This window comes from Methylobacterium trifolii (assembly GCF_022179685.1).
Lineage (GTDB): Bacteria > Pseudomonadota > Alphaproteobacteria > Rhizobiales > Beijerinckiaceae > Methylobacterium > Methylobacterium trifolii.
Genome location: NZ_BPRB01000156.1, coordinates 1 through 10,648, shown reverse-complemented (window position 1 = coordinate 10,648; position 10,648 = coordinate 1). Strand labels below are relative to the sequence as shown.

Below are 10,648 nucleotides of genomic sequence, written 5' to 3'. Positions count from 1 at the left end.
TAGCGGCCGTCCACCCCCAGGACGGCGCCTTCGCCGTCGTGGGGGTGGACGGCCGCTACGCCCAGGCGGACGGGCATCTGGAGGGGGCCGCAGCCGAGGCCGGCCTCGACCGCCTCGTGCTCGCGCCCGCGATCATCCGGCGCGAGCAGGGCCGTGCGGTGGAGGGCCGGGTCGCCGTCCTGCGCCGGCGCAATCACGCGTGCGCGCCATGAAACTTCCCGGCCGTTCGCCGATTATCAGCCGGCCGCAATGTGCGGCGGGCAGGGGAACGGCATGGCGGACGCGGACCAGAAGAAGACTCCACCGGACAAGTCCTTCCCGGCCAGCGCCACCACCCGCATCCCCTTCGCCATCGCCCTCGCGATGCTGGCCGGCTGCGCGGACTCGATCGGCTTCCTCGAATTCTCGCAGCTGTTCATGTCGTTCATGTCGGGCAACACCACGCGCTTCGGCGTCGCGGTGGCCAATGCCGACTGGGAGAACGTCACCCGCGTCGCCTCCACGATCATCGTGTTCTGCTTCGGCGCCTTCCTCGGCACCCTGATCGCGGCCTGGGTCGGGCGCTGGCGGCTCTCGATCCTGCTCACCATCCAGGCGGTGCTGATGGGCATCGGCCTGTTCATGCCCTGGGGCACCTTCGCCTTCCCGCTGCACGCCTACCCGATCGTGCTGGCGCTGGGGCTCCAGAACGCCATCCTCCAGGACGAGCAGGGGCGCAGCATCGCCCTGACCTACGTCACCGGCGCGGTGGTGCGTTTCGGCACGGGGCTCGCCAACCTCATGCTCGGCACGGTGGCGCCCTCGTTCTGGCTCCAGGCGCCCCTGTGGGGGGGCTTGAGCACCGGCGCGGTGATCGGCGGCGTGCTCCAGATCCGCTACGGCGAGAACGCCTTCCTGTTCCCGGCGGCCCTGGCGGCCCTGCTGGCGCTGGTCGCGGTGGTCCTGACGGTCGCCAGGCCCGGCAGTACTCTCGTGGCCGGTTCCTCGCCGCCGCCCGACGCCGGATCGCACGCCAAGCCCAGCGACGCGATCCACTGACCATCCGCGTCCCGTCAGTCGGCGGGCGAGCCCCTGAGCCGCTTGGTGCTGCCCCGGCGGCTCTTCTCCTCCAGCCGGCGCTTCTTCGAAGCGAGCGTCGGCCGCGTCGCCCGGCGCGGGACCGGCGGCACCGCGGCCTCGGCCACGAGTTCGGCCAGCCGCTCGCGGGCATCCGCCCTGTTGCGCTCCTGCGTGCGGAAGCGCTGGGCGCTGATCACGAGGATGCCGTCGCCGGTCAGCCGCCGCCCGGCCAGCCGCATCAGGCGCACCGCCACCGCGTCCGGCAGGGCTGCCGAGCGGCGCACGTCGAAGCGGAGCTGCACCGCGGTCGAGAGCTTGTTGACGTTCTGCCCGCCGGGCCCGGAGGCCCGCACGAAGCTCTCGTCCAGCTCCGATTCGTCGATGGCGATGTGGGGGGTGCAGACCAGGGCCACGGCCGCCATATCCGGTTGGAGGTCAGGTTTGAAGGTCAGGTCGCCTCGGCGGGCGTGCGGGCGCGCACGGCCAGGGCGTGCAGGCCACGCTTGAAGGCGTCGTCGAGGAGCCCGTTCACGATGCGGTGGCGCTCCACCCGCGACTTGCCCTCGAAGGCCGCCGAGACCACCTCCAGGCGGTAATGGGTCTCGCCCCCCGGCCGCGCGCCGGAATGGCCCGCATGGAGGTGCGATTCGTCGATCACCTCCAGGCGCGTCGGGGCGAGGCCGCCCTCCAGCGTGGCCTGAATCCAGTCCCGCAGCGTCCCGGTCTCGGCCATCGCGATCCGCATCCCCGTCCGTTCGAGACGCCGGGCGCCCGTCAAGCCCGATCCCGCGCATGCGTCATCAGGCCCGGTGCCCTTGTGTCTCCGGTCCACCCCCTCATAATCGCCCCATCATGGATCTCAACTCGCGCCTGTTCGACAGCATCCGCATCAAGCGTACCTGCGACGAGCCCAAGCCCGCCGAGGCGGCGGGCTGCGAGGCCGAGGGCTGCACCCATCCCGGCCTCTACCGCGCGCCCAAGGGCCGCCGGGCGGAGGGGCAGTACTGGCGCTTCTGCATCGACCACGTGCGCGCCTACAACGCGACCTACAACTACTTCGACGGCATGAACGACGCCGCCGTCCAGGCCTTCCAGAAGGACGCGATCATCGGCCACCGTCCGACCTGGGCGATGGGGGTGAACCGGCCAGCCGGCGCCAAGCCCGAGGGCGAGACGGCCCGCGACTGGGCCTATGTCGACCCCCTCGGCATCCTGCGCGGGGAGGGGGCCGTCGGGGCGCGGGGCAAGGCGAAGCGGGCCGAGCCCGAACGCCCGGCCCGGTCGGCGACCGTGCGCAAGGCGCTCGACGTGATGGGGCTCGACGAGAGCGCCGACACCGCCGCGATCAAGGCCCAGTACAAGGCCCTGGTGAAGCGCTTCCACCCGGACGCCAACGGCGGCGACCGTTCCTTCGAGGAGCGCCTGCGCGACATCATCCGCGCCCACGACGTGCTGCGCGGCGCCGGCCTGTGCTGAGACCCGCCGCGGCACGATCGATGCACGGCATAGGCGCATGTGTCTGCCGCGTATGGGCGGCAATCGGCCGGTGGGCGCCTATATAGAAGGGCTCGCCCCTTCTGTGGCGCCCCGGCGCGCCGACGTTTAAGAAAGGCCGACTCCGCGCCCCTCCGCGCGCGGAGGCCAGGCCGGAAAGAACCCGCGCGGCTCGGTGCGCATCGTCGCCGACGCCAGCGCCTCACGAGGTCCCGTATGCTCTCTGACGACAAGCCCGCCGCGCTGCCCGACCGCCACGTCTCGGTCCGCGAGGTCTTCGGCATCGACCTCGACCTCAAGGTGCCGGCCTTCTCCCAGGGCGACGAGCACGTGCCGGACCTCGACCCGGACTACATCTTCGACCGGGAGACGACGCTGGCGATCCTGGCGGGCTTCGCGCGCAACCGCCGCGTCATGGTCACGGGCTACCACGGCACCGGCAAGTCGACCCATATCGAGCAGGTCGCCGCGCGCCTGAACTGGCCCTGCGTGCGGGTCAACCTCGACAGCCACATCTCCCGCATCGACCTCGTCGGCAAGGACGCGATCGTGCTGCAGGACGGCAAGCAGGTCACGGCCTTCCAGGACGGCATCCTGCCCTGGGCGCTGCAGAACAACGTCGCCCTGGTCTTCGACGAGTACGACGCCGGCCGGCCCGACGTGATGTTCGTGATCCAGCGCGTGCTGGAGATATCGGGCCGCCTGACGCTGCTCGACCAGAAGCGGGTGATCCGTCCGCACCCGGCCTTCCGGCTGTTCGCCACCGCCAATACGGTGGGCTTAGGCGACACGTCGGGCCTCTATCACGGCACGCAGCAGATCAACCAGGGCCAGATGGACCGCTGGTCCATCGTCACCACCCTGAACTACCTCGCCCACGACCGGGAGGTGGACATCGTCCTGTCGAAGGCGACCCACTACAAGGGCGAGCAGGGCCGCGACATCGTCAACCGCATGGTGCGCGTGGCCGACCTGACCCGCAACGCTTTCATGAACGGCGACCTCTCCACCGTCATGAGCCCGCGCACGGTCATCACCTGGGCCGAGAATGCCGACATCTTCCTCGACGTCGGCTTCGCCTTCCGGGTGACCTTTCTGAACAAGTGCGACGAGCTGGAGCGGTCGCTGGTGGCCGAATTCTACCAGCGCGCCTTCGGCAAGGAGCTGCCCGAGAGCGCGATGAACGTCGCGTTGAGCTGACCTGCATGGAGGAACCCGTGGCGCAGCCTTCCGAGGTGATGGACGCGACCGTGGCCGCGCCGGCCACGACCGGCCGCACGCGCCACGAGGACGACCTCTACACCTGGGTGCGGGAGCAGGTGGCCCTGCTCCGCGCCGGTCGGGTGGACGCCCTCGACCTCGACAACATCGCCGAGGAACTGGGCGACGTGGGCAACGCGCAGTACAGCCAGCTCGAGAGCGCGTTGCGCGTCCTGATGATGCACATGCTCAAGTGGGATCAGCAACCGGAGAAGCGGACGCCGAGTTGGATCTATTCCATCCGTGAGCAGCGTCGACGCTACGCACGAATCCTAAAGAAAAGCCCGGGCCTGAAGCCGCATCGCGACGCGATCCGCGACGACATCTATCCGGTGTCGCGGGATTGGGCCTCCGACGAGTGCCACCTTCCGCCGGATGAGTTTCCGCCCGCCTGCCCGTACACGTGGGACGACCTTCTTGAGCGGCCCTTCGATCTCGATTCGGTGAAGTCCTAGCCCGCATGTCCATCTCCAACCGCAAGCCCGGCGAGCGCCGCGAGCCCGTGGCCGAGCCCCTGAAGCGTTCGGTGGCGGGCTGCCTGCGCGCCATCGCCAAGCGCGCCGAGATCGAGGTGACTTACGCCACCGACCGGCCGGCGCTGACGGGCGACAAGGCGCGCCTGCCCGAGCCCCCGCGCAAGCTCACCGCTGCCGACGTGGCGATCCTGCGCGGCAACGCCGACTCCATGGCCCTGCGGCTCGGCTGCCACGACGTCTCCGTCCACCGCCGCCTCGCGCCGGAGAGCGCGGCCGCGCGCGCGGTCTACGACGCCGTCGAGCAGGCCCGCGTCGAGGCGATCGGCTCGCGCCGGATGTCGGGGGTGGCCAGCAACATCACCGCGATGCTGGAGGACCGCTACCACCGGGGCGGCAAGTACGAGGACATCACCGACCGCGCCGACGCCCCGATGGAGGACGCCGTCGCCCTGATGGTGCGCGAGCGCCTGACCGGGCAGAAGCCGCCCGAGGCTGCCACACGGATCGTCGAGCTGTGGCGCGAGCATATCGAGGCCCGCGCCGGCAAGAACCTCGACGGCCTGATCGGCTCGATCGAGGACCAGCGCGGGTTCGCCCGCTCGGTGCGCGACCTCCTCACCTCCCTCGACATGGCCGACGAGACGCCCTTCGACCCGGAGGACGACGAGGACGACGACGAGAACGAGGCCCAGGACGACGAGCAGAACCCGAGCGAGGGCGATGCCGAGGAGCAGAGCCAGGGCGACCGGGCCGAGATCGAGACCTCGGAGGAGGCCTCCGACGACATCGAGGAGGGGGCGCAGGAGGCTGCCGACGCGCCCTCGGGCGAGTTGCCCGACGAGGCCGAGGATGCGGAATCCGAGGAGGCCTCCGAATCCTGGCGTCCGCCGCAGCGCACCGGCAACGAGCCGCGCGGGCCCGACTACAAGGTCTTCAACGCCCGCTTCGACGAGGTCATCCACGCCGAGGACCTCTGCGACCCGGACGAGCTCGCGCGCCTGCGCACCTACCTCGACAAGCAGCTCTCCCACCTCCAGGGCGTGGTCGGGCGGCTGGCCAACCGCCTCCAGCGGCGCCTGCTCGCCCAGCAGAACCGCGCCTGGGACTTCGACCTGGAGGAGGGGCAGCTCGACCCCGCCCGCCTCGTGCGCGTGGTCATCGACCCCTACCAGCCCCTCTCCTTCAAGCAGGAGAAGGACACCAATTTTCGCGACACCGTCGTCACCCTGCTGCTCGACAATTCCGGCTCGATGCGCGGGCGGCCGATCACGGTGGCCGCCACCTGCGCCGACATCCTGGCCCGGACGCTCGAACGCTGCGGGGTGAAGGTCGAGATCCTGGGCTTCACCACCCGCGCCTGGAAGGGCGGCCAGTCGCGCGAGGCGTGGCTGGCGGCCGGCAAGCCCAACGCGCCGGGGCGCCTGAACGACCTGCGCCACATCGTCTACAAGTCCGCCGATGCCCCCTGGCGGCGGGCGCGCAGGAACCTCGGGCTGATGATGCGCGAGGGGCTGCTCAAGGAGAACATCGACGGCGAGGCCCTGGACTGGGCCCACAAGCGCCTGCTCGGCCGCTCGGAGCAGCGCAAGATCCTGATGGTGATCTCGGATGGCGCCCCGGTCGACGATTCGACCCTGTCGGTCAACGCCGGCAACTACCTGGAGCGGCACCTGCGCTGGATGATCGAGGACATCGAGCTGCGCTCGCCCGTGGAGTTGCTGGCCATCGGCATCGGCCACGACGTGACCCGCTACTACCGCCGCGCCGTGACCATCATCGATGCCGAGGAACTCGGCGGCGCGATGACGGAGAAGCTGGCAGAACTGTTCGAGGAGGACGGCGGCTCTGCGCCGGCCCGCGGGCCGGTCCGGGCGGCGGGCGGGCGGCGCTGAAGGCCGGTCAGGCCATCGCCCGCAGCAGCGTCAGGACGAGCAGGTGCGCCGGGTAGAACGCTTGCAGGGCGTAGGCCGGCAGGAACCGCGGCCGGCCCGCGAGCCGCAGCGCCGCCAGGGCGATCAGGCCGGTGCCGACGAGGATGGTCGCCGCGTCGGCGAGCGCCGAGAGCCACGCCACCTCCCCGCGCGGATGCCAGCCGTGCCAGTTGAGGCCGACCACGACCGCGAGCCCCCAGATGCCGAAGGCCCTGGGGCGTTCCAGGGCGAGCCGCAGGGCCGCCGGCAGCAGGATTCCGGCTAGCCCGAAATCCACGGCCGTCTTGGCCAGGGCCGGCGCCAGGAACACCAGGGCGAGCCCGAGGGCGAAGGCGAGGTGGCGCAAGGCCTCGCCCGCGCGCGCCAGGGCGGCGGAGAGCGCCGCGCCGGCCGCCAGGGTGAACAGGATGTTCCCCTCGCTCGTGCCGTAGGGGAAGGCCGCCGCGTAGACGGCCTGCACCGGCACAGCCAGCACCAGCAGCGCCAGGACGTAGCGGCCGGGATCGGCCCCACGGGCGAGGTGCAGCGCCAGCACGAGGCAGAACAGCGGGAAGGCGATCCGCCCGAGGCGCCAGAGCAGGACGGCGTGCCCGTCGAGCAGGATCGTGTCGACGTGGTCGCCCACCATCAGCACGGCGGCGGCGCACTTGATCGCGTCGAGGGGCGCCCCGGAAAAGGCCGCCGGATCGATCCGGCGCGGGAACGCGAAAAGGCCGCCTGCGCCATCCGCGCGGCGGCCTTCATCCATTCCAGGTCGAGACGGAGGCCTGTCGGCGGCCCTCAGGCCGCGGCGGCCGGAGCCTCGACCTCGGCGAGCTTCTTCTGGATCTCGCGCTTGAGGAGCTTGGCGGTCTGCGACAGCTCGATCTCGCGGGCCTTGACCAGGAAGGCATCGAGGCCGCCGCGGTGCTCCACCGAACGGAGCGCATGCGCGGTGACGCGCAGGCGGACCCGGCGGTTGAGGGCGTCCGAGGTCAAGGTGACGTTGCAGAGGTTCGGCAGGAACCGGCACTTCGTCTTGATGTTCGAGTGGCTCACGAGGTGGCCGACCTGAACGGCCTTGCCGGTGAGTTCGCAGCGGCGCGCCATGATGTCTAAAATCCCGTAATCGTTCCGTGGGCGGTCAGAACTCGGACCGTGACAGCCGACGCGGCATCCGCCGCGGGCCGCGCCCAAGCGTGATTCCAGGTCCAGCGGAGTCCTGTTGAAGGCGCGAGCCTATAGGCGAGAGCGCCTCTCCGCGTCAAGGTGAAACGCCCGGGTCGGGGCAATCGCGCGAAGCCGCCGCGCGGCGTCCGGGCGCGAAGAGCGCCCCGCGGAACGACTTTTCCGTTTCGGAAAACCTCGATCGAAGCGAAAGCCTGAGCCCGCGGATGCGGGCGCCGGCGACCGAGGCCGAGCAAAGAGACCAGGGCAAGCGCGTTCGAGCGATTGCCCTGGCGGCGGCCGAACGGTCTGTTAACCATGGTGCCGGGATAACCGATGCCTGTCCCGCGAGGCTGTGTCCCGGTGCCCGCGAGCGTTGAGGATTCGATCCGGATCATGTGCGCCACGCCTCTCCCCCGCGCCGAGCGCCCGCGTCTGCGCGCCGAGCGCCCCGTCCGCATCGCCCTCGCGGCGGCAGCCCTCCTCGCGGCGGCGCCCGCCCAGGCCGGTCCGCGGACCGCCAAGGCCGCGCCCGCTTCCGTCACCGTGGATTACGGCATCAACCTCGCGGGCATGCCCATCGGCACCGCGCACCTGGCCGGCTCCTTCGAGGGGGCTCGCTACCGCATGGACGTGTCGGCGACGCTCACCGGCCTCGTCGGCGCGATCACCGGCGGCCAGGGCTCGGCCCGCGCCTCGGGCCTGATCGCCACGGGCCCGCAGCCCAACGCCTTCTCGATCGCCACCCGCACCAGCAATTCCGGCATCGCGGTGCGCATGGCGCTCGCGCGCGGCAACGTCACCCAGGCGGAGGTGACGCCGCCGCTGATCGACATGGAGGACCGGGTGCCGGTCACGGCCGCCAACAAGCGCGGCATCATGGACCCGGCCAGCGCCCTCCTGATGCCGGCGCATGCCCGCGGCGACCTGACCGACCCGGAGAACTGCAACCGCACGCTGCCCGTGTTCGACGGCGCGACGCGCTTCAACGTGGTGCTGAGCTACGCCGAGACGCGGCCGGTCGAGAAGCCCGGCTACAGCGGCCCGGTCCTGGTCTGCAACGCCCGCTACCAGGCGGTGGCCGGCCACCGCCCGGACCGGCCGGGGGTGCGCTTCATGGAGGAGAACCGCGACATGTCGGTCTGGCTCGCCCCGGTCGACGGCACGCGGGTGCTCCTGCCCATGCGCATCTCGGTGCGCACCACCATCGGCACCAACATCATCGAGGCGACCCGCTGGACCCGCTCCGGCCCGGCGCCGACCGGGACGGCGGGCGGCGCAGGCACGACCGTCGCACAGGCCAACCTGTCGGCGCAGTGATCGATGCCGGGCCGCCTGAGCGGCGCGCCCGGACCGTCTACCAGGAGCCGAAGAACCCCGAGACATCGAAGCAGACGCTGGGCGCCCCGGCTCCCGTGAGGCTGACGACCTCGTAGACCCGACCGTGCCGGCGCGCGAGGGCGCTTCCGGTCCGCCGCGCGCCGGGCAGGTGCTCGGCGATCCAGCGCCTCTGCGCCTTCACGCCCGCGCCCGTGTCGCGTGCGCCCGCGATGACGATTGCGGCGTCGCAGGATCGGCCGTCGCCGCCCCCGAACGTGATCGCGCCGCGCGGCTGCGATGCGGTCCGCGCCGCGAGCGTGCCTCCGGCCGCGCAGACGCCGAGGAGCCAAGCCGCCAGCCAGGCGGTGACGCGGGCCGGCGAGACCATGCGCCGCCTCGGAGGGACCGGTTCAGCGACCCTCAATCGAGGACCTTGCCGTAGACGGCCTTCTCATAGGCGTTCCCTTCCTCGTTGCTCGGGTCCCCCGGAACCGCGTCGTCGACGCCGTCCTGCGCGTCGGACCAGTGGGTCAATTCGTGCAGGAGCGTCGCGCCGAGCAGGAAGACGCGCTTCCCTTGCGCGTTCCTGACGACCCCGCGCCCGGCCTCGAACTCGTCCACGAGGTCCTTGTCGACCTGGATCACGTCGCTGCCCCACCTGTAGCAGCCGAAGGCCTTGATGGTGCCGCAGATCAGGTTGGGCACCACGACGATCCGCGGGCCCTTCCCCCACTTCATGGCGTCCATGATCGTCTGCCGGCTCGTCGTCCCCGACAAGGCCTTGATCTGGCTGACGATCGCCTTGAGGTTGGCCACCTGCGGCATGTTCACCCGCACGTAGTAATGCATCTTCGGGAAGCTGGCGATCGTGTCGGCGTCCATTCGCACGGCGTCGGCTCCGTCGAAGACATGATTCGCGAACGGTGACGGGTTTTCGCCGGGGCGTCTACTGCAAGCGTGGAATATTCAGAGCCACGAATTCGGATCAACGGCGCTCGGCAGTATGCCAAAGCGAGCCACGCCGTCGTTCCGGGGCACCGAAGGTGAGCCCGGAATCAAGAACCGCCACGACTGCCAGGACGAGCACGCGTCGCGGCTCTGGATTCCGGGCTCTGCTGCGCAGACCCGGAATGACGGTCTGGTTGGCAAAGCCGGCGTGCCGTCCCTGACGGGGTGTGCGCCGTCGATCTGAGTTCGAAGCTCCGGCGGCACGCACCGAAATCTTCGGCGATTATATTTTTTACGCACCACGCAAATCTGTAGGTTGGGGGAGCCGAAAATGCGGGGCTATGACTTCAAGGCGGGAGGGCCGATAACTCTCGCCAACACAATCATGGAGGCACGTCATGAGGGCGGCAATTCTGATATCCGTCTGGGCTTTGAGTCCCGCGACAGCGTATGCGCTGGAGGCTGATGCAGTCGTTGGCACATGGCGTCTCGTAACAGCAACGCGCAAGATCGTTGACACTGGAGAAACCGTCGATGCCTACGGTGGTCCGAAGCCGAATGGCTGGCTCAACTATGATAAAGATGGGCGGATGATGGTGATTTGCTCTTACGAAGGACGTGAGAGGCCCGTTGCCAACGACAAGATGACCGATGAAGACCGTATAAAGCTTCATAAGTCATTTTTTGCTTACGCCGGAACGTACAAAATCGAAGGCGACAAAGTCATCCATAACATCGACACCTCGTGGAACGAGGCTTGGACCGGAACCTCCCAAGTCAGAAATATCGAATATAAGGATAGCGTTGTTACGCTTACAACGGCGCCATTTAAGTTCAACCTTGATGGCAAAATGAGCGTCATCACGCTGATTTGGGAGAAGTATCCGCGATCCTAGTGCACAGACGCGGACACCTGCATCACACCCCGGCCTGCCAAGTATCTGTAAAAAAATAGCAAATCCGCGCTGGCGGGTGTACGTTCTGATGGCGTCAGTGCACTAGAGCGTGTTATGA

The 10,648-nt window shown here is 69.5% G+C and carries 13 protein-coding genes and 1 pseudogene; 8 read left to right on the top strand and 6 right to left on the bottom strand.

Going from position 1 to position 10,648, the window contains the following annotated elements:
* Both COGEMETH_RS14280 and COGEMETH_RS14275 read left to right on the top strand, forming a co-directional pair.
* Positions 1-212, top strand: a pseudogene (locus COGEMETH_RS14280) (hypothetical protein); the annotation flags it as partial.
* Between the two features lie 61 nt (positions 213-273).
* The gene (locus COGEMETH_RS14275; RefSeq protein WP_238183304.1) at positions 274-1,038 is read left to right on the top strand and encodes a YoaK family protein; all 765 of its coding nucleotides are present in this window, start codon (positions 274-276) and stop codon (positions 1,036-1,038) included.
* 14 nt (positions 1,039-1,052) lie between these two features.
* Here the strand turns inward: COGEMETH_RS14275 and arfB are convergent, their stop codons facing one another.
* Both arfB and COGEMETH_RS14265 read right to left on the bottom strand, forming a co-directional pair.
* Positions 1,053-1,472 carry an alternative ribosome rescue aminoacyl-tRNA hydrolase ArfB gene (gene arfB, locus COGEMETH_RS14270; RefSeq protein WP_238183303.1) on the bottom strand — a complete coding sequence of 140 codons (420 nt, stop codon included), beginning with the start codon at positions 1,470-1,472 and terminating at the stop codon, positions 1,053-1,055.
* A gap of 35 nt (positions 1,473-1,507) precedes the next feature.
* On the bottom strand, positions 1,508-1,804 hold the full coding sequence (locus COGEMETH_RS14265; RefSeq protein ID WP_238183302.1) for a BolA family protein: 297 nt from the start codon (positions 1,802-1,804) through the stop codon (positions 1,508-1,510).
* 107 nt (positions 1,805-1,911) lie between these two features.
* Between COGEMETH_RS14265 and COGEMETH_RS14260 the strand changes: the two genes are divergently transcribed.
* The 4 genes from COGEMETH_RS14260 to cobT all read left to right on the top strand — a co-directional run bounded on the left by COGEMETH_RS14260 (position 1,912) and on the right by cobT (position 6,181).
* Complete coding sequence (locus tag COGEMETH_RS14260) at positions 1,912-2,535, top strand: J domain-containing protein (protein WP_238183301.1); 624 nt, start codon at positions 1,912-1,914, stop codon at positions 2,533-2,535.
* A gap of 234 nt (positions 2,536-2,769) precedes the next feature.
* The gene (gene cobS / locus COGEMETH_RS14255; RefSeq protein ID WP_238183300.1) at positions 2,770-3,753 is read left to right on the top strand and encodes a cobaltochelatase subunit CobS; all 984 of its coding nucleotides are present in this window, start codon (positions 2,770-2,772) and stop codon (positions 3,751-3,753) included.
* 17 nt (positions 3,754-3,770) lie between these two features.
* The gene (locus tag COGEMETH_RS14250; protein ID WP_238183299.1) at positions 3,771-4,268 is read left to right on the top strand and encodes a DUF29 domain-containing protein; all 498 of its coding nucleotides are present in this window, start codon (positions 3,771-3,773) and stop codon (positions 4,266-4,268) included.
* Between the two features lie 5 nt (positions 4,269-4,273).
* Complete coding sequence (gene cobT / locus COGEMETH_RS14245; RefSeq protein WP_238183298.1) at positions 4,274-6,181, top strand: cobaltochelatase subunit CobT; 1,908 nt, start codon at positions 4,274-4,276, stop codon at positions 6,179-6,181.
* Positions 6,182-6,188: 7 nt separating this feature from the next.
* Here the strand turns inward: cobT and COGEMETH_RS14240 are convergent, their stop codons facing one another.
* A complete protein-coding gene (locus COGEMETH_RS14240; protein WP_238183297.1) occupies positions 6,189-6,968 on the bottom strand; it encodes a TraX family protein in 780 nt (259 codons plus the stop codon).
* 32 nt (positions 6,969-7,000) lie between these two features.
* Positions 7,001-7,309: a 50S ribosomal protein L28 gene (rpmB, locus tag COGEMETH_RS14235; protein WP_238183296.1), complete on the bottom strand. Its 309-nt coding sequence runs from the start codon at positions 7,307-7,309 to the stop codon at positions 7,001-7,003.
* Between the two features lie 453 nt (positions 7,310-7,762).
* Here rpmB and COGEMETH_RS14230 point away from each other — a divergent pair, with 453 nt between their 5' ends.
* A complete protein-coding gene (locus tag COGEMETH_RS14230) occupies positions 7,763-8,686 on the top strand; it encodes a DUF3108 domain-containing protein (protein ID WP_373875371.1) in 924 nt (307 codons plus the stop codon).
* Positions 8,687-8,723: 37 nt separating this feature from the next.
* Here the strand turns inward: COGEMETH_RS14230 and COGEMETH_RS14225 are convergent, their stop codons facing one another.
* Both COGEMETH_RS14225 and COGEMETH_RS14220 read right to left on the bottom strand, forming a co-directional pair.
* Entirely contained in the window at positions 8,724-9,074 is a 351-nt protein-coding gene (locus tag COGEMETH_RS14225) for a hypothetical protein (protein WP_238183294.1), read from the bottom strand.
* A 32-nt stretch (positions 9,075-9,106) separates the two neighbouring features.
* Entirely contained in the window at positions 9,107-9,568 is a 462-nt protein-coding gene (locus tag COGEMETH_RS14220; protein ID WP_238183293.1) for a hypothetical protein, read from the bottom strand.
* A 464-nt stretch (positions 9,569-10,032) separates the two neighbouring features.
* Between COGEMETH_RS14220 and COGEMETH_RS14215 the strand changes: the two genes are divergently transcribed.
* Positions 10,033-10,530, top strand: a complete 498-nt coding sequence (locus COGEMETH_RS14215) for a lipocalin-like domain-containing protein (RefSeq protein WP_238183292.1) — start codon at positions 10,033-10,035, stop codon at positions 10,528-10,530.
* The last annotated feature ends 118 nt before the right edge of the window (positions 10,531-10,648 follow it).

What these genes read in the sequence shown, in the direction of transcription:
- COGEMETH_RS14275 (WP_238183304.1), top strand. Translation starts at nt 274, where the DNA reads ATGGCGGACGCGGACCAGAAGAAGACTCCACCGGACAAGTCCTTCCCG.
- COGEMETH_RS14230 (WP_373875371.1), top strand. Translation starts at nt 7,763, where the DNA reads ATGTGCGCCACGCCTCTCCCCCGCGCCGAGCGCCCGCGTCTGCGCGCC.
- COGEMETH_RS14240 (WP_238183297.1), bottom strand. Translation starts at nt 6,968, where the DNA reads ATGGATGAAGGCCGCCGCGCGGATGGCGCAGGCGGCCTTTTCGCGTTC.
- rpmB (WP_238183296.1), bottom strand. Translation starts at nt 7,309, where the DNA reads ATGGCGCGCCGCTGCGAACTCACCGGCAAGGCCGTTCAGGTCGGCCAC.
- COGEMETH_RS14265 (WP_238183302.1), bottom strand. Translation starts at nt 1,804, where the DNA reads ATGCGGATCGCGATGGCCGAGACCGGGACGCTGCGGGACTGGATTCAG.
- COGEMETH_RS14225 (WP_238183294.1), bottom strand. Translation starts at nt 9,074, where the DNA reads ATGGTCTCGCCGGCCCGCGTCACCGCCTGGCTGGCGGCTTGGCTCCTC.
- COGEMETH_RS14220 (WP_238183293.1), bottom strand. Translation starts at nt 9,568, where the DNA reads ATGGACGCCGACACGATCGCCAGCTTCCCGAAGATGCATTACTACGTG.
- cobS (WP_238183300.1), top strand. Translation starts at nt 2,770, where the DNA reads ATGCTCTCTGACGACAAGCCCGCCGCGCTGCCCGACCGCCACGTCTCG.
- COGEMETH_RS14215 (WP_238183292.1), top strand. Translation starts at nt 10,033, where the DNA reads ATGAGGGCGGCAATTCTGATATCCGTCTGGGCTTTGAGTCCCGCGACA.
- COGEMETH_RS14260 (WP_238183301.1), top strand. Translation starts at nt 1,912, where the DNA reads ATGGATCTCAACTCGCGCCTGTTCGACAGCATCCGCATCAAGCGTACC.
- cobT (WP_238183298.1), top strand. Translation starts at nt 4,274, where the DNA reads ATGTCCATCTCCAACCGCAAGCCCGGCGAGCGCCGCGAGCCCGTGGCC.